Annotated in this window: 17 protein-coding genes, 1 tRNA gene and 2 pseudogenes; 11 read left to right on the top strand and 9 right to left on the bottom strand. The window is 33.7% G+C overall.

Translation table 11 applies throughout. From position 1 onward, the window contains the following. Positions 1 to 360 precede the first annotated feature (360 nt). Positions 361 to 636 (bottom strand): annotated as a pseudogene (locus LB100_RS00540) (DnaJ domain-containing protein); the annotation flags it as partial. Between the two features lie 670 nt (positions 637 to 1,306). On the opposite strand from LB100_RS00540, the gene LB100_RS00535 reads away from it, so the two are divergent. From LB100_RS00535 to LB100_RS00525, 3 genes are all read left to right on the top strand, one after another. After that, positions 1,307 to 1,379, top strand: a tRNA-Val gene (locus tag LB100_RS00535). Positions 1,380 to 1,407: 28 nt separating this feature from the next. Next, a complete protein-coding gene (locus tag LB100_RS00530) occupies positions 1,408 to 2,304 on the top strand; it encodes a cation diffusion facilitator family transporter (RefSeq protein ID WP_250120286.1) in 897 nt (298 codons plus the stop codon). Between the two features lie 55 nt (positions 2,305 to 2,359). Further along, on the top strand, positions 2,360 to 4,246 hold the full coding sequence (locus LB100_RS00525) for a hypothetical protein (protein WP_456200970.1): 1,887 nt from the start codon (positions 2,360 to 2,362) through the stop codon (positions 4,244 to 4,246). Here the strand turns inward: LB100_RS00525 and plsY are convergent. Genes plsY through LB100_RS00500 form a run of 5 tightly spaced genes read right to left on the bottom strand, consistent with a single transcriptional unit; the run spans position 4,241 to position 9,106 of the window. Beyond that, complete coding sequence (gene plsY / locus LB100_RS00520) at positions 4,241 to 4,819, bottom strand: glycerol-3-phosphate 1-O-acyltransferase PlsY (RefSeq protein ID WP_456200968.1); 579 nt, start codon at positions 4,817 to 4,819, stop codon at positions 4,241 to 4,243. The genes LB100_RS00525 and plsY overlap by 6 nt on opposite strands. Positions 4,820 to 4,828: 9 nt before the next feature. Continuing rightward, entirely contained in the window at positions 4,829 to 6,295 is a 1,467-nt protein-coding gene (locus tag LB100_RS00515; protein WP_456200966.1) for an alanine/glycine:cation symporter family protein, read from the bottom strand. Between the two features lie 2 nt (positions 6,296 to 6,297). After that, positions 6,298 to 7,632, bottom strand: coding sequence for an alanine/glycine:cation symporter family protein (locus LB100_RS00510; protein WP_456200965.1), 1,335 nt, complete (start codon positions 7,630 to 7,632; stop codon positions 6,298 to 6,300). 8 nt (positions 7,633 to 7,640) lie between these two features. Beyond that, positions 7,641 to 8,426 (bottom strand): CDP-alcohol phosphatidyltransferase family protein, encoded by a 786-nt coding sequence (locus tag LB100_RS00505; RefSeq protein WP_456200963.1) that lies wholly within the window; start codon positions 8,424 to 8,426, stop codon positions 7,641 to 7,643. Further along, positions 8,423 to 9,106: a phosphatidylserine decarboxylase gene (locus tag LB100_RS00500; protein ID WP_456200961.1), complete on the bottom strand. Its 684-nt coding sequence runs from the start codon at positions 9,104 to 9,106 to the stop codon at positions 8,423 to 8,425. The genes LB100_RS00505 and LB100_RS00500 overlap by 4 nt, the downstream gene beginning before the upstream one ends. 217 nt (positions 9,107 to 9,323) lie before the next feature. On the opposite strand from LB100_RS00500, the pseudogene LB100_RS00495 reads away from it, so the two are divergent. The 7 genes and pseudogenes from LB100_RS00495 to LB100_RS00465 all read left to right on the top strand — a co-directional run. After that, positions 9,324 to 10,094, top strand: a pseudogene (locus tag LB100_RS00495) (ankyrin repeat domain-containing protein); the annotation flags it as partial. Between the two features lie 450 nt (positions 10,095 to 10,544). Continuing rightward, entirely contained in the window at positions 10,545 to 11,777 is a 1,233-nt protein-coding gene (locus LB100_RS00490; protein ID WP_456200960.1) for a hypothetical protein, read from the top strand. A 218-nt stretch (positions 11,778 to 11,995) separates the two neighbouring features. Beyond that, on the top strand, positions 11,996 to 14,368 hold the full coding sequence (gene gyrB / locus LB100_RS00485; RefSeq protein ID WP_264336902.1) for a DNA topoisomerase (ATP-hydrolyzing) subunit B: 2,373 nt from the start codon (positions 11,996 to 11,998) through the stop codon (positions 14,366 to 14,368). A gap of 186 nt (positions 14,369 to 14,554) precedes the next feature. Then, positions 14,555 to 16,021 (top strand): Asp-tRNA(Asn)/Glu-tRNA(Gln) amidotransferase subunit GatA, encoded by a 1,467-nt coding sequence (gene gatA / locus LB100_RS00480; RefSeq protein WP_456200958.1) that lies wholly within the window; start codon positions 14,555 to 14,557, stop codon positions 16,019 to 16,021. A gap of 111 nt (positions 16,022 to 16,132) precedes the next feature. After that, entirely contained in the window at positions 16,133 to 18,661 is a 2,529-nt protein-coding gene (gene polA, locus LB100_RS00475) for a DNA polymerase I (protein ID WP_456200957.1), read from the top strand. Between the two features lie 494 nt (positions 18,662 to 19,155). After that, entirely contained in the window at positions 19,156 to 19,311 is a 156-nt protein-coding gene (locus LB100_RS00470) for a hypothetical protein (protein ID WP_456200956.1), read from the top strand. Positions 19,312 to 19,592: 281 nt separating this feature from the next. Beyond that, entirely contained in the window at positions 19,593 to 20,486 is an 894-nt protein-coding gene (locus LB100_RS00465; protein ID WP_456201041.1) for a hypothetical protein, read from the top strand. Positions 20,487 to 20,494: 8 nt separating this feature from the next. Here the strand turns inward: LB100_RS00465 and LB100_RS00460 are convergent, their stop codons facing one another. The 3 genes from LB100_RS00460 to LB100_RS00450 all read right to left on the bottom strand — a co-directional run bounded on the left by LB100_RS00460 (position 20,495) and on the right by LB100_RS00450 (position 23,751). Next, positions 20,495 to 21,277, bottom strand: a complete 783-nt coding sequence (locus LB100_RS00460) for an exodeoxyribonuclease III (protein WP_017532452.1) — start codon at positions 21,275 to 21,277, stop codon at positions 20,495 to 20,497. Beyond that, positions 21,277 to 21,984, bottom strand: a complete 708-nt coding sequence (locus LB100_RS00455; protein WP_264719945.1) for a uroporphyrinogen-III synthase — start codon at positions 21,982 to 21,984, stop codon at positions 21,277 to 21,279. Before LB100_RS00455 ends, LB100_RS00460 begins: the two co-directional genes overlap by 1 nt. A gap of 225 nt (positions 21,985 to 22,209) precedes the next feature. Beyond that, positions 22,210 to 23,751 carry an actin-bundling T4SS effector WalE1 family protein gene (locus tag LB100_RS00450; RefSeq protein WP_264719946.1) on the bottom strand — a complete coding sequence of 514 codons (1,542 nt, stop codon included), beginning with the start codon at positions 23,749 to 23,751 and terminating at the stop codon, positions 22,210 to 22,212. A gap of 143 nt (positions 23,752 to 23,894) precedes the next feature. On the opposite strand from LB100_RS00450, the gene LB100_RS00445 reads away from it, so the two are divergent. Further along, positions 23,895 to 24,137 carry a hypothetical protein gene (locus LB100_RS00445; RefSeq protein WP_456200953.1) on the top strand — a complete coding sequence of 81 codons (243 nt, stop codon included), beginning with the start codon at positions 23,895 to 23,897 and terminating at the stop codon, positions 24,135 to 24,137. Positions 24,138 to 24,207: the final 70 nt, after the last annotated feature.

Raw genomic sequence — 24,207 nt, 5'->3', positions numbered from 1 at the left:
TGCAATAACTCCTGATAATACAATATCTTTTGTACTAATTGGCTTTAATATTTTTTTTAAATTATCTGCAGTTAACTTTGCCTTCTGTCTTTCTTCAGGATTATCTGACTTTGACTTCAGTATATTTTCTAAATTATTTACGACTGGCATAGATAGCAGTCCTCCAAGTGTTGCTGCAACAACTTCACCTACTTTTGATTTTCCAAGACTAGTGCTTAAGGTTATTGTCGTAGATATTGAAAATATTACTAAAGACATAGGAATTATTGGATTTTTATTTTCTTGATGTCTTTTCTCTGACTCTTGTTGTTCCCATGATGAGTGTCCATCATAAGTTTGTTGACTAGGATCCTTTTCATTATCGTACCGGCTTTTTTTTGCTGGATCAGATAATACTTCGAATGCTACTGATATCTTTTTGAACTTTTCCTCGCGCTCTTTAAAATTTTTTTTCAGTTGAATTAGTTGATCTCTTTCTGCTTCTGAAAGGTGTGTCTTTGCTTTTAACATATTGAGATCTCCTATTTCAGGAAATTTATCTGGATGAAACTTAAATGCTAATTTTCGATATGCTTTTTTTATCTCGTCTTGAGTAGCATTTCTTTCTACTTCTAATACTTTATAATGATCAATCATTTATTCCTCTACTATTTTGAAACATTTTTCATTACATCACCAATACTATATCTTTATGAAAGCACGGTAATACAATATAAATGTGTAGCAAATATTATAATAACTGTCAAGATTTTAATAAATTAAGTAAAGATTTATAAAAAATACTAAACCCTGTAGCGTTACAAGAAATTTGTTTATTTACCTTCTTAAAATTGCAAGAAATACCCACCTTTATAAGAGCAAGCCGCATAAATACATGGTTGTAAAAATAGAAGCTTCAAATTGCTGCAACAAAGTCAGGTAAATTAGTTCGTATATAAATGTGGCAAAAGTAGTCTAATATAGCTATTTTCACGATATACTAAATTTTCCTACCATTTTCAAATAAATTACATCAACTTGGACATAAATGAAAGTGTATATTTATATAAACAGCTTCTTATTTACAAAATCAGGAATAACTTAGACGGATTTAAGATAGCACTATTACAGTTTACATTAGATCTTAATGACTCTTTTTTTACGTTCTTACTATCAGGAGGTAACTTACATGTCGTTGATCACCTTATATCACGCCATTTTTGATACTTTCAACACTTATGGAAATTTGTCAAAGAATTTCATTCAGCAAGGAGTCTAAAAGCAAATTGACTTCCATTCCACTGAAGCACTATACTAAAGCTACGATGGGTAATTAGCTCAGTTGGTAGAGCACTTGCTTGACGTGCAAGGGGTCGCTGGTTCGAGCCCAGTGTTACCCACGTTTTTTTGCTCATAAAAAGATTTTATATGACAGCAGTGCACAATGGCAAACACTCAATAGCAGAGTCCAAGCGCTTAATTTATTCCATAATAATAGTTGCAATAACAATGCTTATGGAGATAGTAGGTGGAGTAATTTCACACTCGCTTGCTCTGTTATCAGATGCAGGGCATATGCTCACTGATCTTTTTGCCTTGATTTTAAGCTGGGTAGCGCACAAATTTTCAGCTAAGAAATCTGATTTACAGAGGTCATATGGGTATCACAGATTGCAGATAATTGCAGCATTTGTTAATGGTTTAACTCTATTTTTCATTGCAGCGGTCATTATAATTGAATCAATAAAGAGATTCATTTGTCCAGTCAATGTGGAATGGAAAGTAATGCTAATAATTGCCACACTTGGCCTGATCTCTAACATTATAGTCTTTTTTATATTACATAGTAAATGCGAAAGTAATATAAACATAAAAAGTGCTGTATTGCATGTTATCGGAGATATTTTAGGTTCTGTAGCTGCTATACTTGCATCCATAATTATCATGTTTACCGGATGGCAAATAGTGGACCCTATTTTGTCAGTATTTGTCAGTGTAATAATCTTAAACAGTGGATATAAAATTCTCAAGAATTCTTGCCATATACTCCTTGAAGGTACACCTGAGAGTGTATCTGCTGAGGAGATAAAAAGTGAGATTGTATCTAAGTTACCTGAAGTGATAGATGTGCATCATATACATGCATGGTCACTATCTGATAATTATTTTATACTTACTATGCATGCCAAGATAAAGCAAAATGGGCAACATACTAATATTCTGTATGAGATAAAAAAAATACTATTAAATAGATTTGAAATTGCACACTCTACAGTTGAAATTGAATACGATGAGTGCGTAGACAGTAAAATACTTAAGCATTGACATCTATAGGCTATTTGTTATTACTACAATATCATAATATTATAGAGAGTAGGCTATGATAGGTATTTCCCAAATACAATTTCCTGGAAAGGATTCTTACAGATTAAAGACAGCAAGTTACTTCGCAGCTTTTGTTTCTTTAAGCATTTTAGTTAATCCTGCCAATGTCTTTTTATCTTTTGCCACATTGTTTTTTAGATCTGAAATAAAAACTTTTTACGTTTATAAAGACATAAAAGCTGCAAAGCAGGAAAAAATAAGTAAAAAGGAATATTGGGAAATATTTTTTGAGAAAAATAAAATTAAGATAGCATCTTTCCTTTTATTTTTTGCTTCTGTAACATATCTAACCTTTACAACTACTTTTCTGCTCGTTTCGTTACTTGCAACAATACCACTTGCAATGGTTTTAATTCTATTACAAAGTGAATTAAGGCCAAAGGATTTTAATCCATTTACGTTACTCAAAGCTGCTATAAGTTTCTTTTTAGAAGGCATAAAAGAAAATACTCGCAGTATGACAAATAAGTTTGATGGTACTTATGAGCATTTACTGCCCCATCAATTAAATAATGATATCATTAAAAATATTGACAAATTAAAAGATAAATATACTGAACAAGTATCTGAAGACACTATTAATAATGAGGGATTTAAAGAATTTATTGAATATATAAATCACTTACATATGCTTGATGGCCAACCATTTAGTAATGAGAATAAGGGAAAATTAGTAATGTTTTTGCAAGATTTTTGCAAAGGTAATGAGAAACATAGCTCTGGCTTCACTGGTGGACAAATTCTTCTGTTAGTTCTGAGAGCTTGCAATGATGGAGATAGAGAAGATGTAAAAAATAAAAAAGACGCGTTGATTGCAAATTTACTAGATAGCCAAACTTTCTCTAGAAAAGAACGAATTCCTAACACATGTTTTACTGGTGTTATCTACAGAATGTTAAGTACATTAGAGGGTATTCATTCCGATCCAGAGATTAAATTTACACCACCTAGACAAATGCTCCTTACAGAAGCAGAAAATGAAGCACGTAAGTTTATGTTAGACAGGCTAAAAAATAAGAAAAACAGTAAAGAAATTCTTAGGGCTTGGCATAACGCCCAAAATAATTATGAAGATGATAAAAATCAAAAAATAGTTGATGATTTTATTGCAGAAGTAAGTATTTCCTTAATGAGAAATTTACTGAGTTTTACTTCTCAATATAGTGAACAAATTGTGCTGACGTTAATGAAAAATATTAACTCTGTAAAGTTAAATAAATTAGAGCACTTTGCGCTGTCTCAGCACATAACAAATAAACTACAGGGGGATGGTTTAGACGATCAACTCGAAAACATCAAAGGAAAAGTCTTTTTGGAGCTTTTAAACCAAAATTTACTTAGAACAGATTTTTTTCTCAAGGACTCATCTTTAACTGAAGCTAAGAGAATAGCTAGCAAAATAATAAAAGAAGAAGTAAAAGAATTAAAATTGAAAGCCAAGAAGACTATTAAGGGTCAAGTGGCCAGAATGTTAGATAGTTTAAGAACGTTACCACTAGAGAAAAGGTGTTATAGGGTATACACGGAACTGAGTAAAAATAGCAGAGACGATAAAAAAGAAGAAATAAAGAAAATTCTGCAAGAAAAGCTAGCAATAACAGAAGCAGCGATAAATAACATGTTAAAAAAAGAAGCTTCACACAGGCTAGAGATAGAGATTGAAGATATTTATAATCAAAATAAGCGCAATGTAACCACACTTTATGAAAAAATACAAGAAGTGAAGCAAAGATTCATTGAAGATGAATTTTTAATACCTCAAGAAGTAGAGAGTATAACAAGAGTAAAAATTACAATCTTAAATAAAGAAGATAAAATAATACCATCAAGCAGTTTATCTCGTAGTTTAAGTGTCAGTGATTTAACATCTCATTGCTTATAGAAACTTATGCTCTCTGCCTTGCAGAAGATTTGCAATATTTTTGTAATGCTTCAAGAAAATTAATATCGCTACAGTGAGTAGTATAAGGAATAACTCCTTTTGAAAAAAGAAAGATGCTATAACAGCTGCTGCAGTAGCAGCCAAGGAAGCAAGAGAGGAGTACCGAAAGATAAAAAATACTATTAGCCAGACAAATACAAATGCTAATGCTATAGAAATGTTAAGTGCTATCAAAACTCCCAAAGTTGTTGCAACTCCCTTTCCTCCATTGAACCTTAGCCAAATAGGAAACATATGCCCTAGAACTGCTAAAATTGCAGATACATATATATAAAAATCGTTATTATCACAAAATTGTTGTGCTGTATAAACTGCGATAAACCCTTTAGAGGTATCCAGAAATAACGCAATAGCAGCAAGAAATTTATTTCCTGTCCTTGCAACATTTGTAGCGCCAATGTTTCCTGAACCTACTTCTCTTAAATTTATACCATTTATTTTTGCAATAATTAAGCTAAACGGTATTGAACCTAATATGTAAGATAATACAAAGACTACAAATATCTCTATCATAGCAGAAATCTAGCTAATTTTGTTATTCCTTAGCCTTTTTAGATAACATTGGACTTCATTGTTAATCTGATTGCTAAACAGTATAAGTGCTGTCATATTAATGAGTGCTAAACAAGAGAATAAAGCCCCACCAATATTAGCAATAGCCATTATATCTTTAGACAAACCTGACAAAAATGCAACTACCACCACCGCTATACGATATATTACTACACTTTTTACACCAAACAAATACAGCCATCCCATTTCACAACAATATACAAATGAAATTACTGAGGAAAACGCAAACAAAGGCGCAGCGATGGTTAAAAGTATAGGAAACCAAGAAGAAACTGTTTCAAATGCTTTTTGGGTGATCAATATTCCCTCGCCAATGCCGGTCTGGTATGCACCTGTTATTACTATTGTTATTCCTGTCAAGCAACAAATTAACATTGTATCAAAGCATGGTTCTATCATCGCAACTAGACCAGTCCTAACCGGCTCCTTATCTTTAGCTACAGCGTGAGTAATTGCAGCAGAACCAACACCTGCTTCACTGGCAAAAATTGCCCTTTGAATTCCAGCGACAAATGCTCCTACTACTCCACCACCAACAGCATTGAAGTCTATCATACTGGAAAACAATATTTTTAATGTATTGCTAAAATTGTGAATATTGAATGCAATGATTGTGACACAGCTCAAAATATATATGAGTGACATAATAGGAACTAGTGCAGAAGATACTCTAGCTATTCTCCTTATTCCACCGATAATTACCAGAGCAAGTAACGTAGAAATTATGGAAGAGAGAAACCAAGGATGACTATCTATCCAGCTTGAATAGCCAGATAATATTGAAACCATTTGATTAGTCTGAAATGCTACACTTCCACCAAGACCTGACAATACAAAAAACACTGCATATATTGCAGCTATCACAATACCAAGCTTCTTAAATCCAAATTCCTCTAGTCCATTTCTTATATATTGAAAGGGACCACTGAATAACTGCTCCTGGCCTTCTGTTCTGTGTCTGAATGCTAAAGTTACTTCAGCAAACTTTGCAGACATACCAAAAAAGCCTGTGATCATCATCCAAGGTACCGCTCCTGGCCCTCCCATTGAAATTGCAATTGCAACACCAGCAACAGTTCCAAGACCTACTGTGCTTGATAGCGCGGTTACAAATGCCTGAAAATGCGTAATGTGACCATCATGATGATCTGTGTCATATTTTCCACATAAAATAGCGAACGCATGCTTAAACATCCTTATGTTGAGAAATCTAAAACGTAGTGTTAGAAATATATAACCAAAGGCCAATAAAAGAATTATAAATGGTACGTGAAAGATCTTGAAAAACAACACTTCATTCATGAAGTTGCTTACTCCATTTAATGCAGTGTCATAACTTTTATGAAAAACTGAAGCAGCGTATACATCATTAAATGGTAGGCAAAATAACACTATATAAAGCATTCTATAAATCATGTTTAATACCTTTTGTAATAAGAATCTATTGTATTTAAGACTTCCCTTCTCAGTAGATATATCGCAACAGCATTTGGAATCATAAGGCACATAAACAGGCTATCACCTAAATAAGATATAAATTCTATATTTTTTGATATACAGCTGATATACACTGAACCCACTATAAAAAACTGAAACAATATCAGTACTTTTTTGTTACCAAATAAGTACACTAGGGCAACTTCACAGTAGTAATAGTAAGCTATTATTGTGGAAAATGCAAAGGAAAACATTATCAGCGGAAGAGCTAGCTTGCTAAATAAAGGTAAGGCTGTTGAAAATGCTGAGCTAACTAACGTAATATCACCTACGGTATTAGTGATATGCATATCGGTGATAATTATCACAATACCAGTCAAAAATGAGACTAATATTGTGTCTACAAATGGTGCAATCATTGCAACACTTCCAACTTTAACTGGGTCTTTCTCTTTTACAATCGAATGTGCTATAGCTGCTGTTCCAGTACCTGCTTCATTAGCAAACACTGACCTTCTTACCCCTGCTATTAATCCACTCAATACTCCACCTCCTATAGCTGATTTGTTAAAGATATCTTGAAATATTATAGATAGAGCATTCAGTAGATTATTTCCGTTTACACAGATTAAATATATACACATGCCTATATATAACATTATCATGATCGGCCCTAAACCTGTTGCAACTAAAGCAATTCGCTTTATTCCTCCCAGTATTACAATTAATACAAATAGCGAGATAATAACAGATGTGTTGTATTCAAATAAGTTACTTGACAACGCTGCAATTTGATTTGCCTGAAATGGTATGCCGCCTAGAATCATTGCAACAAGCAGCATAACTGCGTAGATAAATGCAAGGAATTTGCCAGTCTTCATAAATCCAATCTTTGCAAGTCCATGTTCCATATAATAAAAAGCCCCACCAGTTGTGTTTTCAGAGCGATGAGTAAATGCAAGCACTACTTCAGCAAATTTTATTGACATGCCAAGTACCCCGGTAATTATCATCCAAAAAACTGCACTTGGCCCCCCTATTGTAATAGCTATTGCAACTCCTGATATTGTTCCAAGACCAACTGTTCCTGAAATTACCGTTGCAAATGCCTGAATGTGGGTGATTATGCCGTTATTATTATGGCTCTCTAGGTTGAATAGTGTTTGTATCCCATGTTTGAACAACCTAAAGTTAATGAATTTGAATCGAATCGTACAAAAAACCCCAGTTGCAATTACCCAAATAATTATAAATGGTATGTTGAATATCTTTATATATAAAAAAGAGTTTAATAGATCAGTTACTTTTATAATCATGCTGCTCACTATTTTTTATATAGCTGACTAGTTTTATATGCGTAATGTATATAAAGTCCGGTACTTATTGGAATAGTCAAGATATAAACTGCACCTAAAATTGGTAGTGTTATCCAGGGCTTACTTATAAAAAATATGATCAATATTCCAAAAAATGACACAAATATATAAGATAAACTTTTAGGGACATAAATGTATTTTGCAGAGAAAGTTGGAATATGACTTATCGAAAAAAATGAAATGGCCAAAAAGTAACAAGCTGTATTCTTTACGTTAAAAAATTGCTCTATAAGAAGTAAATATTCACTTTCATGAGATTGAAAGGTAATAATTATTGGAAACAGAACAAGTAAAGCGCATACAGGAGCTGGAACACCAGAAAAGAAAAATTTTTTCCAGTATACTTGCTCTAAATGTAGCGAAACATTGAATCTTGCAAGTCTTATTGATATGCAGATTACATATATCATTACTAAAATCCATCCTACAACTTTAATTTCCTTTAATTTCCAAAAATATAAAAGAAAAGCAGGTGCTGAACCAAAATTTAGAAAATCTGCAAAAGAATCAAGCTGTGCTCCAAAATCGCTAGTTGATTTTAGAATTCTTGCTATTCTGCCATCCATTCCATCTATTATTGCTGCAATGATAATAAAAATTGCTGAAAATTCCCATTGTTCATTAAATGTGAATTTAAGTGAAGTAAGGCCAGCACATAAACCCAGTAAAGTTATAAAATTTGGAAATAACTTGGTAATAGGTAAGGATTTACCGTTACTTTCATCGTTATTCATACAATGTCAAAGGTAAGCTTCTCTTGTTTATTTAAATCTGCTATAACTGTCTCACCACCAATAACAGTTTGTCCTTCTGAAACTCTTACTTCTATACCAATAGGAATATAAATATTTACTCTGCTACCAAATCTTATAATTCCAAATCTTTCACCTGCTTTTACGCTCTGAGATGTCCTCAAATTACAAACAATGCGGCGTGCAATAAATCCAGCTATTTGTTCCACAATGATTTCTTTTCCCTTTTCATATTCAATCACAATAATCTGCTTTTCATTTTCATTACTGGACCTATTACTCATTGCAGAAACAAACTTGCCTTTCTTGTAGCTCATTTCCTTTATCGTACCAGATATTGGTATACGATTAACGTGGACATTCAAAACACTTAGAAATATGCTAACAAGCGTAAACTTCTTTTCTTCTTCATTCTCTTCTGATAAAGGGTAACTAACTTCTTCTATCTTTGAAATCACACCATCAGCGGGGCTTAATATAAAATCCTTATTGCTTGGTACAGCTCTTGCTGGATCACGAAAAAAATAAGTACATAATAACGTTGGAAATAAGCAGGTAATTCCAGTTCCCCAAGATATAGAGAATGCTATACACGTTACAATAAAGGAGACAATTATAAATAAATAACCTTCCTTGTTTATATTAGGCAGACCAAAACACATAACTTATTTTCGATAACTCATGATTAACAATCTATCATTTATAATTTCTCATGAAAAGCTTTTTTTCACTTCTTCACTTTTGGAATGCTTATATAAGCATTGATGGATATTAAATCTTTAATAAAAATTAAAGATTTTTACTGTTGTTAATATTATTTTAATAAAAAATTAATAATAATTCTTAATAATATATGAATTATTATGTTCGCAATTTCGTATGACAGGGGAAATAGAAAAAGATGAATCTCCTTCCTTATACTCTGCAATTCGGATGGGTGATATTGAAGCTACAGAGCTGCTAATAAAGTTTGGTGCAAATGTCAATGATAATTATGAACGTAATCGTACACCACTACATATTGCTATCGGGTATAAGCAGTTTGAAATAGCGAAATTGCTGATAAATAACGGAGCAAACGTTAACGCAAAAACTGGAAATCATGGCAAAGATGACTTAACACCAATGCACCTTGCAATTTTTGCAAACACGCCAGAGTTTATAGAATTGCTAGCTAGCAATGGTGCGTTAATTAATGAAAGGGAAAGCACTGAAGGACATACACCTTTTCACCTTGCTGCTTTATATGGGAATAAAAGTGTAATACAAGCCTTAGTTGATAAGGGACAGGATATTGAAGATATTGATAATAATGGGTGGACAGCTTTATTTTTAGCTATTAGACAATGCACTGAAGCAAAGGATGATAGCAGAGTAGAAGTTATCGAGTATTTGATAAATAAACTCAAAGCAGACATAACGAAAAAAGATAATAATAACAACACAATACTTTTTCCTGCTGCTAATAATTGTCCTGGAAAAGTAGTGGAACTCATCATTAAACAATATATAGAAAGCTTTGGTAGAGATCGGTTGAAGAATTTTATCAACCACAAAAATAAAGCTGGAATGGATGCCTTGGATATTGCACTCAATAGTGGAAATGAAGAGGCCATTGAAGTACTTAGATCATATGGAGCAGACATTGAGAAGATAGAGGGTGAAAGTCGTCTATTTCGTACAGTAAAAGAAGGTAATATAGAAAAAACGAGGCTTCTTTTAGAGCAAGGAGCAAACGTTAATATAAAAAATGGAAAGGTGCTTACTCCTTTAGATATTGCGATGCGGGAAAACGATCAAGACATGGCTCGATTCCTAAGAGAGAATAAAGCAAAAACAAGTTTAGAGATAAAAGTTCAGTTAGCGGCATTAGTTACGCTAACTATTATAACTCTTGGTTTAGCACTAGTAGTGTATTTTGTTTTGAAAGGTATTCAAGAAATTGCTGCACAAAAAACAGGCAGTACTCTCAATAATGTAGAAAGTACAAAGATAGAACCTCCTATCAAGCAAAAATAAAGCTTTTTACAGGTAGTTGATAAGTTTCTTGCTTTATTTACATTCTTTCTATAGTATGATATATTAATGTTAGAATAGGGTATGTTTGCAGGTCAAAATAATAATCAACAGCAAAATAGAAATAGAGCACAGGCTTTAATAGAAAGAGTGCAAAATGCTTACAACAACACTAATAAAATTAAAAGATTCATTAATATAGTTTTATTAGTAAGTATGATTCCTTCATTTTTTCTTCTTGTACAGCTCTCTTTGTATTTATCATTAGTAAATTATTTTTTCAAACCAAGGGAAAATGAAAAAAGATTATCAGCGTGGCCAAAAAATGTTATTAGAATAACATTAAGCATTTTTTTAATTATAAACATTATTAATTCCTGTGTGCTTTTGGTACTGCCTATATTGTGCTTATGGTTGCTAAACAAATCACTCATTGAAGAAATACAGCAGTTTAACGATTTAATACAACAAATTCCAGAGGAAGAAAGGCCTATTTTCTTTCAAGATTTAGCAGCCATTCCTTTTATGGCACAAACTACTCATGACCCAAGTGCAGTTGCTAGTATAAACTTGAGTGTTGATAGACTCATAGAAAAGTATAAAGAGAATTTAAGCAAAGATGAATTCTATGTACAGCTAAATAGAGGCAACACAACCGACATTGAAGAGTACATCAAACAGTCAAATGAATTTACAGAAGGCGATAAATCTAATGCACTTGAATGCTTAAGATTTATCAATAGAACAGGAGATAATTTTAAAGACAATCATAGTAAGTTAACACTAAAGCAAGCAGCTATTTTATGTTGGAAAGCCTGCAATGATAGAAATACAGGGACAGAGAATCAAAGAACTCCTTTGAATGATGAAGACATAAAAAACAGAAAAGATATGTTTTTAAAAGGTCTTGTAGACGCTGCAACAACTTACGGTAATCAAGGTCAAAGTTGTGCGGGTGGAACATACAATAAATTATTTGAGTCTTTATCTGGCTTACATCCATCAGTGGTTATTACACTCGATGGAGAAGAGGCTAGAGCAATGATAAAAGAAACGATCACACAAAAATTCCCTGAAATGGCCAGAGCCAATTTCACCAATTTCTCTGGAACAGAACAAGAAAGGATCCGTAGCGAGTTACCAGAGTTATCATCTGAAACAGTAAGGTATATTATGACTACGCATTCAGCTCTTGAGAGAAGGTGTCAAGAGTTCAGCAATAGATTAAACAATGATAAAAAGAATGAAATATTAGAAGAGTGTATGAGCAACTTATCCTTTGTTGAGCTAGAAAGTCCAATTGAAAGAAGAAGGTAAATTGTATTTGATTCTAGCCATTTATCTTGAAATATGAAGCAGAGTTTTGGATTATTTGAACTTAAGTTTATGTATTGAAATAACATGTGAAACCACTTCGTGTAGGTGATATGTTATGTTTTATCTACATGTCAAGGATCCTTCTTTCAACTTAAAGATGTTGCTAATCAGCACATACAAATGTAATATTAATTAATATTTATAAATAAAGCAATTCCATGGAAAGTAACTACAACGCTGACGCAATAAAAATCCTAAGAGGTCTTGATGCTGTAAGAAAGCGTCCGGGTATGTATATTGGTGACACTGATGATGGATCAGGCTTGCACCATATGGTGTATGAGGTTGTTGACAATGCGATAGATGAATCTTTGGCTGGTTATTGTAGTAAGATTGAAGTTAGCATAAATGAAGATGGTTCAGTTTCTGTAACCGACAACGGTCGTGGCATTCCAACAGACATTCATCCAGAGGAAGGAATATCAGCAGCAGAAGTAATAATGACCCAACTACATGCAGGAGGTAAATTTGACAGCAATACCTATAAGGTTTCCGGAGGATTACATGGTGTTGGAATTTCAGTTGTTAATGCGTTATCGAGTTGGCTGGAATTAACCATCTGGCGCAATAAAAAAGAACATTTTATGCGCTTTGAAGATGGTGAGTCTGTTGAATCTTTAAAGGTAGTCAATGAAAACACAAGTAAAAGAGGAACTAGAGTAACGTTTATGCCATCAACGGGGACTTTTAGTAGTATTGATTTTAGTTACTCCACTCTTGAGAGTCGCATCAGAGAATTGGCATTTTTAAACTCAAATATTGAGATCATTTTGCATGATCTACGTAATGAGCCGCATGTAAAGTCTCATTTTAACGATAATAAAGAGTCTAAAGATAATTTTGGTACAGCAAATTTTGTACGGTACTTAGACAAGAATAAGACAAACGTTACTAAAATCGCCAGCATTAGAGATGATGTAAAAAGTCTAGGCATCAGTTTGGAAATATCGATGGAGTGGAATGATTCTTACTATGAAAATATGCTATGCTTCACAAATAATATAAGACAACGGGATGGTGGTACGCATTTGGCAGGGTTTAGATCTGCACTAACCAGGTGTATCAATAGTTATGCAACCAACGAAGGGTTTTTGAAGAAGGCAAAGGTAAATTTGACTGGAGAGGATGTTAGAGAAGGCTTAACCTGTGTTTTATCTCTTAAGATGCCTGATCCTAAGTTTTCTTCACAAACAAAAGATAAACTAGTTAGTTCTGAAGCGCGGACAATTGTAGAGAGCATAGTTTTTGACAAATTGAGTGCAATGCTTGAAACTGACCCCAAGTTAGCAACAAGTATAGTAGAAAGGGCGATTAGATCAGCAAAAGGAAGAGAAGCCGCAAGAAAAGCACGGGAGTTAGTTAAAAATAAAAATAATATTGATATCGCAACTCTACCTGGAAAGCTTGCTGATTGTCAGGAAAAAATTCCTGAGTTATCGGAATTGTTTATAGTAGAAGGTAACTCCGCAGGTGGTACTGCAAAGCAGGGACGTAATCGTAAAACACAGGCGGTACTTGCTCTAAGAGGGAAAATTCTAAACGTAGAACGTGCAGGTCTGGATCGTATTTTTTCATCTGCAGAAATTGGCTCTCTGATCACAGCAATTGGGGCTGGAATAGGGAGTGAGCACTTCGATGTTGAAAAAATTAGGTATCATAAAATTATCATTATGACAGACGCAGACGTTGATGGTTCACATATAAGGACTTTGATTCTAACTTTCTTTTTTAGACATATGCGCGAAGTAATTGAAAAAGGATATTTATACATAGCGCAGCCACCGCTCTATAAAGTTACAAAAAATGCTAAATATACTTATATCAAAGATGATGAAACTTTTGAAGAGTATATAGTAAATTCAGCGATTAAAAGATTAACATTAAATGGTGTAGGCAAAGATTTGCGTTTCGTTTTGAATAAGTGCCTCAGTATTTCAAACATTAGCAAAAATTATGATAGGGAAATACCAAAAGATCTCTTAGAATCATTGCTAATTTTAAGCAAAAAGAATGCTCTATTGTCTGCTGATGAGATATTAAAATATTTAAAATTGATGTATAGTGAATATAATTGGGAAGTAGAAGTAAAAGATGAGGAAATTCACATTGCTAAATTGTTTCAAGGGTTAGCAGACAAATATGTATTCTCGCTTAGTATGCTTGAAAGTAAAGAAATACGGAATATATTGAGTTCTCTTGATAACATAATTGACTTATTTAATGGTGATTCATTTTTACAGTCGCAAGAAACTGAAATAAAAATAAAGTCTCCAAGTGCACTCGCAAAAATAGTGATGGATTATGGTAAAAAAGGTTTAACTCTGCAGAGATTTAAAGGTCTTGGTGAAATGAATGCTGATCAGCTTTGGGAAACTACACTCAATCCAGAAACTAGAACTCTGCTAAAAGTTGAAATAAAAGATTGTGAAGAAGCAGATAGCATATTCTCGGTGCTAATGGGTGATATAGTTGAACCACGTCGTGACTTTATAAATAACAATGCACTTAACGTGCATGATGTTGATATTTGATTTTAGAAACGCTAAACCCTTATGGCTTAGCATTGTGTGCCAAACCGGCTATTTAAAACGTACTACTAACCAATCCATTTCAGAAATCTGAATTGATCTCGGTTGTATTCCCGTTTTCGATCATAAATATATAGATTTTCTGTCCTATTATTGTTATAATTAACCCCTCGCTAAAATTGAATATTAATGAATGAATTGAGAAGGCTCACTATTACAGAGATGCATGATGGACTTAGGCGGAGAGATTTTTCTGCTGTTGAGCTTGTAGAGACGCATGTTAATGCAGTTGAAAATGAGCAACTGAATGCATTTGTAACAAAAACCCCAGAAATCGCGATAAAAGCTGCTAAAATAGCAGATGAATACTTTTTGAAACAAAAAGATAATATTTCATCACTTATGGGCATACCAGTTGGTGTTAAAGATTTATTTTGTACAAAAGGAATAAAAACAACGGCATGCTCAAAAATGCTGGAAAATTTCATCCCGACTTATGAATCTACGGTATCTAACTTGCTTTTAAAAAATGGAGCAGCCATGCTTGGTAAACTTAACATGGATGAGTTTGCTATGGGTTCTGCGAACACAAATAGCTATTTTGGTCCTGTTAAAAATGTATGGATTAGAAAAAGTGACGGAGAAAAAGTTGTTCCTGGTGGATCATCTGGTGGATCTGCAGCATCAGTTGCTGGGTTTTTATGCGCTGGAGCATTAGGAAGCGATACTGGTGGGTCTGTACGTCAACCAGCAGCTTATTGCGGAGTAGTGGGAATAAAGCCAACTTATGGAAGGTGTTCGCGTTTTGGTATGATTGCATTTGCGAGCTCTCTTGATCAAGCAGGAGTAATTACTCGTTCCGTTTCTGATTCAGCGTTAATACTGGAAACAATTTGTGGCTATGATGAAAAAGATTCAACATCGAGCAAAAGGCCAGTGCCTAAATTCTCTAATCTTATAAATGGTGATATCAAGGGTAAGCGCATTGGTATACCAAAAGAATATAGAATGGATGAAATTTCAGAAGAAATCGTTCATCATTGGGAAAAAGTTTCTTCCAATTTAAAAGAAAATGGTGCTGAAGTTGTTGACATTACTCTGCCTCATACTAAATATGCGATACCGGTTTACTATCTAATTTGTTCTGCTGAAACTTCATCTAACCTTGCTCGCTATGATGGTGTACGTTACGGATTCAGGGTTGATGCTGATACCCTTGAAGAAATGTATTCGCTAACAAGAGCAGAAGGTTTTGGTAAAGAAGTGAAAAGGAGAATTTTAATTGGTGCTTATGCGCTTTCTTCAGGTCATTACAATGAGTATTATGAAAAAGCACAGTGCATTAGGGCATTAATTAGAAATGATTTTATAAAAGCGTTTGAAAAAATAGATTACATACTTGTGCCATCTGCTCCAACAGAAGCTTTTGGCTTAAATGAAAAGCCAGACCCGCTAATTATGTGCATCAATGATGTGTTTACCGTGCCGGCAAGCTTAGCGGGGTTACCTGCTATTTCTGTTCCTGTTGGACTTTCCAATGAAGGCTTACCACTTGCTTTGCAAGTAATTGGAAATTATTACGATGAAGCTGGAATATTAAATATGGCAAGTGTGATAGAGCAAAATTGTGGCAGAATAGTTAATTCCCTTACGTAATATGTTTTCTTATAGTAACTATAGCATTATGATTATTTTGGCTATAGGAAACAAGAGCTTGATTTTTATAGCTAAATAAAAGACCATCAAAGGCACACATAAATATCTACAATGAAAGAAAAAACTTTCACAATCATTGATGGTTATGGTTTTCTTTTCAGAGCTTATTACGTTTTGCATCATTTGACTACCACAGCTGGTATTCCAGTAGGTGCTGTGTACGGTTTTCTTAATATGGTTCTGAAGTATATTTCCCATTCGGACTACTTAACTATAGCACTTGATTCTGGCAAAAAAAATTTCAGGCACAGTTTATATTCTGAGTATAAAGCAAACAGAGTAACGCTTCCTGAGGATCTAATTCCACAATTTACAATACTGAGAGAAGCGGTAGAAGCTTTTAACTTCAGCTATGAAGAGATTGAAGGCTATGAAGCAGATGACATAATTGCAACACTAGCTGCAAAATATGCCAACCACGAAGACTTTAAAGTAGTAGTAGTCTCATCAGATAAAGACTTATTTCAACTTTTGAATTACAACATTCTAATATTTGATCCTATCAAAAATATATACGTAGATGAAAAACAAGTGATAGAAAAATTTGGTGTAAATTCAAATAAGCTTCTTGATTTATTTTCTCTAACTGGAGATGCATCTGATAACATTCCAGGCGTTCCAGGAATAGGCCCAAAAACTGCAGCTAAATTGCTGGATAAATTTGATTCGTTGGATAACATTATAGAAAACATCAATAACATTGAGCAAACAAGAGTTCGTAATATTCTTACTGAGCATAAGGAAAAAGCACTAATTTCAAGAGAACTTTTGTCACTATGCAAAAAAGTAGATCTTCAACATGATATTGTAAAATATGAAGTCCATCCTCCAAATATGGAAAAATTGTTATCCTTTTTGAAGAAATATGAATTTAATTCATTGATAGGAAAAGTAGAAAAGCTCTTTTCTTATAGTGGATCTAGCACAAAAGAGAAAATAGAATATAGTAGTGAAGAATTAGAAAAATTTTTGGAGCATTGCAGATATGAAGGTAAAATTGCAATTCATTGCCACTTTGAAAACAATAGATTGAACAAAATCTCCTTATCTTGTAGTGAGGATAATATTTTCTACATAGATCAAAGCTGCCTACAAGATGCACTTACTATAATAAATTCAACTTTATTTTCAAATGGGGTGCTTAAAATAGTACATGATATTAGAAAGATCAGAGAAATATTTCCTACAATAGAGAGAGTGCTAGACTCAATTGATGACCTGATGATCATGTCATACAGCCTTGACACAGGTAAGCATGATCACAGCATTCCAAACATAATTGCACACAATTTAAGTAAAAATGTAGAAACTTTCTCGGCAAAAATTTTAATAGCGATCCATGAGAAACTGACACAAAGATTATTTCAGGAAAAACTTTTTACGATTTACGAGCGCTTTGATAGACCTCTCATGAAAGTAATATTTGATATGGAGCAAAATGGAATACTGCTCAATATTCAAAAACTACAGGAATTGTCTGATAAGTTTGAGCAGCTAATTGCTGTACTTGAAAACGATATACATAATTTAGCAGGAGAAAAATTCAACATTGCATCGCCAAAACAATTAAGTGATGTTTTGTTTAATAAAATGGAGCTAAGTAAAAAGAAAAAGTCAAAATCTGGGTCTTATAGCACAAACTCTGAAGTTCTAGAGGCACTTGAAGAGGAGGGGACAGAAATCGCAGGTAAAATTTTAAGTTGGCGACATTCAAGTAAATTAAAGGGTACCTATACTGACGCGTTAATAAAACAGGTTGATCCGCTTGATGGTAGGATACATACAAGCTTTTCAATCACTGTGACTGCAACTGGAAGGCTGAGCTCTAGCAATCCTAATTTACAAAATATTCCTATCAGAAGCGAAGAAGGTAGTCTTATCAGGCAAGCCTTTATTGTGCCAAAAGGTTGCAAGATAATTTCTGCTGACTATTCACAAATAGAATTAAAAATCCTGGCACACGTTGCAAATGTTACCGCATTTAAAGAAGCTTTTGCAAACAGGCAAGATATTCATGATATCACTGCAAGACAAGTTTTTGGAGTGCAAGAAATAGATGAGCAATTAAGACGCAAAGCAAAAACCATTAATTTTGGCATTATATATGGCATTAGTCCATTTGGCCTTGCAAAGCGACTTGGCATTACCTTTCAAGAGGCTGCTGAATACATTAATTACTATTTTTCTTGTTACCCAGAAATAAAGGTCTATATGGAAAAAGCAGTATCTATCGCGAGAAATCATGGTTATGTAGAGACTTTGTTTGGTAGAAGATGTTTTGTAAGAGACATCAACAATAAAATTCCTTATCTAAGACAATTTGCAGAAAGGGCAGCAATAAATGCACCACTGCAGGGAACTGCCGCTGATATAATAAAACGCGCGATGATTCGGCTTTTTGATCAGTTAAAGTCAGGTAAAATAATCCTCCAGGTTCATGATGAATTACTTGTAGAAGTGGAAGAGAGCAGAGTGCAAGAAACAGCAAAACTTATGAAAGATATAATGGAAAATGCAGTAGAAATTTCTATACCACTTGAAGTAGAAATAAAAATTAGCGACAACTGGGGCTTTTCTTAATTATACCGTAGACCCTAAGAACCTGTCTTGAAAGGACTTAAGTAGTATCTGTTCAGATGCATGGCTAATGTGTAAATATTGAAGCAAAAGTAATGTCATCCCAGTGCTTGACACTGGGATCCAAATTGCTCACAAGCAACCTAATCATAGATATTAAAAGCAACGCTTTCAATGAGACTACAAAAGGCTGGATTCCAGTGTCAAGCACTGGAATGATACCTTATTGTTGTAAATTCACTTTTACCTTATTTTGCCACACCCCTGAACGGATGCCTTGAGTGGTTAATTTCGTAAGTATAATAGTAGTCATATTAAAGAGTTCTTGAAGTAAGGAGAGCACGTTAAGCAAACAACGTTTACCTAAAATTCTGTGACATTAGCAGCTTTCTTGCCCCGTTTTCAGTAAATAGTGATTTTTCTATATAAATTTTATTTTAGCTAGCAATAGGCGCCTATTGGTTTTTAGCTAAAGTAAAGGTCAAATATCTGGAATTATGGACATAAAATCCCCCTGTGTAAAAAAAAGATTAGAAAAAAGTGCAGCGCACATACAACAGAGATTAAGCATATTTACATGCACTAAAGAAGATACGCTACGCTTTTTGATTAAAAATTTGACTGAAAAGTCTGCAGACAAAGATAGATTTTGAGCTCTTAAAATATCTCTAACTGTAATTATAATCAGATTTAAAATATATGGAAGCAATTTTTTACATTCCCTTATCATTTGTTACTTTTCTATTTCTTGCTTTATTCTTTTCTTTTTTCCCTTTCAAGACAGGTTCTAAGAAATTTGAATTAATGCGAAAAATATGCTATAATTAAAGCATAGGTTAGTACGGATAGATCAGTTATGACAGGAATACCAATTTCACAATCAAAGAATCAGGAACCTTCGAAGCCACCTGTTCAGGCGGTGGAGAAAAATGAGATGGTCCTCAAGGAGGAACATAGGGTAATTTATGATGACTTTGTGAAAGTGCTACAAGATAAGGCCAAAGAGAATCAAGGAATAACTAATGCTTTCATATCAGTTTATAAGGACATACTACTTAATAATGTCAATCCGGAAAAAATAAGACCACTCAGTGAAGAGAATTTGTGTCAGTTTTTACTTTCTGTATTTAAAGAAGTTAGAGAGAAAAAATTAGCGAACAAAGAGAATGTCAAGAATGTTGAAATAAAGAAATTAGTAGATGATTGTGTAGCTGATATACGTGGTACAGAAGCTAAGGATTCACTAATAAAACTTGTTGGGTTACCATTGGGAATAAAAATAGACCCGAAAAATATTTCTGATTCTTGTATGAGTGGGCTAAAAGAGAAAATACCATTCTTAGGCGGTGGTAAAAAAGAGGATGATGAACCACCACTTAGTGATGAAGAGATGGTAACAAAGTTCTTACGTAAAGTTTTTCTTCCTATTCTTTTTTCCATTGCTTCAATATTAATTTTTGGTCCTACTACACTTGCAATAGTTGCTGCTGTTATTGGTACAATATTTGCTGTAAAGGGAGGAGTTGAGGTTCTTTTTTCAAATAATAGGCCAGGTACTTTATATGACCCTAGTTCACAAGATAAAGATGATACAGAAAAGAGAGCAAAATTGAATGAAAAAATTTGCAAGGGTATTGATGATATTTTAAAAACCGAAATTAAAGAAATTCCTGAACAAATTTCTCAGGGAGACGGAGAGAATAAACAGCATTTTGCTTCTGAGCGAGTTTGCAGTCCACGAAAAGAAACACCTGCTACCCTTAAACAACCTACTTTAGATCAGCCAGCTAAAAGTACAGGACAGCAAACAGATTTACCAAATATGTAAGAGGTCTTTTATTGTTTTATAACACATACAACAGGAGTATGATCAGATGGGTTTTCTAGTTTACGCAACCTATCATCTATGTAACATGTTTCCAATTTATCTGCAGCTTGTGGCGATAGCAGCATATGATCTATTCGCATTCCTTGATTGTTTCTGAGTGAATTACCTTGATAATGCCACCAAGTGAATTGTTGTAAGTTGAGGTGAGATATTCTAAATGCATCTTTAAAACCAAGATTCAAGATCGCTCTTAATTTCTCACGCTCTTTTATATGAAAGCACACTTGGCCATTTAATAAATTTGAATCAAAAACATCAATTTCATCCAGTGCAACATTATAATCGCCAGCTATAATAGTTAACTCTTCATTTTTCAACAAAGTGCCCATCCTTTCATATAGGTTATCAAAAAACTTGAGTTTATACTCAAAAGTATGAGAGTCTGGGCTTTGACCGTTTGGAACGTATACACTTCCTACCCTTACCTTATTATTGGTGTGTTTTATCACACACTCTATATAACGTGCTTCTTGATGACTCTCTACAATATCAATTTTAAACTTCTCCAGTATTGGATATTTAGATAAAACACAAACACCATTTCTTGCAACCTGTCCATAGACAGCATATTCATATCCTAATTCTTCTATCTCTGCATAAGGAAATTGCTCTTCTGTACATTTTATCTCTTGCAGCAAAACTATATCTATCTGACTATCAACTATAAAACTACAAAGTTGGTTAATTCTTTTACGTATGGAGTTTACATTCCAAGTTGCAATCTTTAGCATCAACAATCCTTATTAATTATATCAATTAAACTCTCCCCTGTAGGCAACCTCGATGTTATAATTTTTTTCCACTTGATTAACTTTAAACTATCAGCAATGTTTTTACTCATGGTATATGCAACTGTATTATTCATCACAGGAGATAGCCCACTTTTTAGAACTAATGAACAAAATACCCTTGCAGTTTGTGAGGAAAAAAAAGCAATGCTATCAATTTTACCGTCCAATAGTAAATTTTTACACCTATTAGTTAGACTCCTTTTAGTAATTGTTTTATAGAGTACAACTTCTCTTACGTTAAAACCTTCTTCAGATAATCTTTTTTTTAGGTCACATGATACTTCTTGTCCCCTTATATATAAGAACTTTATTGCATTTGAATAATGAGATTTTATGAATGATATCAGACCATCAACGTTGCTGTCTGCTGAGATTATATCGGAAAATCCCAAATTTTTTGCAGCCTGCATAGTTGAATTACCAACTGTAATAATCGAAAAGTTATCCTCTTTGCATATTTGACTGAAAGCCTTTACACTGTTTTTACTTGTAGATATCACAACGTCAAATTCATACGTAGATATATCAGGATTTAAGTACTTTATTGTGAATACTGGCTCTATAAAAACTTTGTATCCATATTTTTTTAGCGTGCTTCTTGTGCTCAACGAATCTAATAAAGGCCTTGTCAATAAAATAGACTTCATTCTGGTTTATTTCGCTAGCAGTAAAATGATATCCCTTATACACAAATTATTGAATAAAAATTTTATTTTTCAAGTTTCTTGCATAACCTAGAAAAAAAGGCAAGAGAAACTCAATAATTGGCCCAGTGCTAGAAAACTGATCTTAAATAAGCGAACATTTTGATCAAATGGAAAAAGGATGTTACTCATTGAGTAACATCCTTTTAGAATGATAAGCGGTTTTGTTTATCCTTTACTAGGCTCAGCTTTTTGTTGAACAGATTCTACGTTTGGTTGATCTACAATCGCACGTCGTTTTGCCAACTTCTCAGTGAGCTCTTCCGTAACTCCTAGACCAAATCTTGTTTCTTGAGAAGGACTGTGTCTTTGTGGAGTAGAAGAACTTGGTGAATTGAACCCACTATCAGAATTACGACGGTAACTGGCAAAGCTAGAAGTTGTAGCAGTACTGTCAGTGCTTAAAGAACCCATTGAATTGCTTCTTGGCGATTTCTCCGGAGCAACATAAAAACGGCTATTTCCTATCTCCGCAGATTGTATCTGATCCAACTCAGAATCTTGATATCTTATATAAGTAACTTCCTCTGGCTTTTTGCTACCTTTTGACGAGAACATCCTACCAAAGAATGAAGTAGGTGCTTTTACTTCCTTGTGCTCACTAGGGTTTAACAACTCCGCTTCGCTGCTAGTAGTGCTGTAACTACTTAAAGAATTCATTGAACTACTTCCTGATAAGCTATTTTCCAGTGAATTCATAGAACTTGCTTTATGCCTTTTTGCTAACTTATTAAGCCTTTCTAAAGTATTAAAACGAGTATGCTCTTCCTTGCATTCTCTAATAACTTCCTTAATCTCATTATGATGTTCAGAAAAAATTTCATATAGGCTGCTATTATCTTTAGCTAACAAATGTTGCAACTTCTTAGCATCTAATTTATTGATAAAATCTATTTGCTGCTTCAATCGGTTGATCAACTGGTCCTTTTTGGCACTGTGTTGACCATCAACAGAATAAGCTTTCTCTAATATTTTTTCCCCCAGCTTAGAAAATATTTTCCTAGTTAAAGCAGAGCTATTCACACCTTTGTCTTCAAAAACTTCCTTGACAAACATTTCCTTTACACTATTAAAACTTCTCGTTTTTTCTTTTGTTTTCAAAATAACAGTTTGATCTTCATTACCTATTGAATATGCGATGCCATCTAAACTAGACATGCTTGCACCACTATCACTCATCTTCCTTCCAAGGTTTTGAATGTTATCCCCCATTTTTCTTAATGTAGAGCTAGCTCTCTCTTGTGTTGCCTGTTTTACAGAACTTGCAGTTTCTTTTACCGAATTCTTGGCATATACAGCACCATCTTTGATTTTTCCGCCAATATGCTTCGCTCCTTCAACTGTTTTTTCTGCTGACCATTTGAGTCCTTTATATCCAGATAGAACTGCTTTTACAGCAACTTTCGCAGCGAAAAATAAAGTAAGACCAACTATAGCACCTGGTATAGCAAGCGTTGCACCAACTGCCAAAAGTGGTAGCACTGCTGCAAATAATCCACTTGCTGTACCTACTACAAGAGCCTGATCTCCTTTTTTCATCTTGGAGAATTCTGTATCTCCTTTTAACAAGTCAGTAATTCTTTCCTTTAGTTTTTTAGAATCATGAACAATATCTGCACTTAATGAATCTTTCATAATTGTACTAACACCAAAATTATCTTGTTGAGCTTCAACAGGACGTGAGTTAGATTTTATTGCACTAGGTAACATTTTTAACCTCACTATTAATTAAATATACTAATATTGTATATATCTGATTCTTAAGTTAGGGTTAATTCATCTAACAATGTCCACTTACTCTCAAATGATTTTACTTGATGTGTTTTTTTGAAAGCACAGAAAATTAGTGATTGTTGCAATATAATATCTCGTTTGGACTGGCTATAGCTGAAGCAAAAACTCATCCTTTTGAAGGAGTAGATTTTTCTGGAACCTTAGCAGGGGTTGATTTTGGATCTGATAATTCTGTATTTACCTTAGTTGGCTCTAATGGAATTCGCTGCTCTTCTGGTTTATCGTCTGGAATTGGAACAGGCCAATCCATAATGTTTTGTGGTATGTTTGTTCGAGCTTCTTCTTCCTTAGCCTCTTTTTGATCTGTTGAAGATGATGCATCAACACCTATAATGCACCCATTTGTCTAGACCATTTTTTTCAAAGTGATCC

It is taken from the genome of Wolbachia endosymbiont of Protocalliphora sialia (assembly GCF_053891855.1).
Note: the sequence above shows the minus strand (reverse complement) of the source record. Positions and strands in the feature narration are given on the sequence as shown.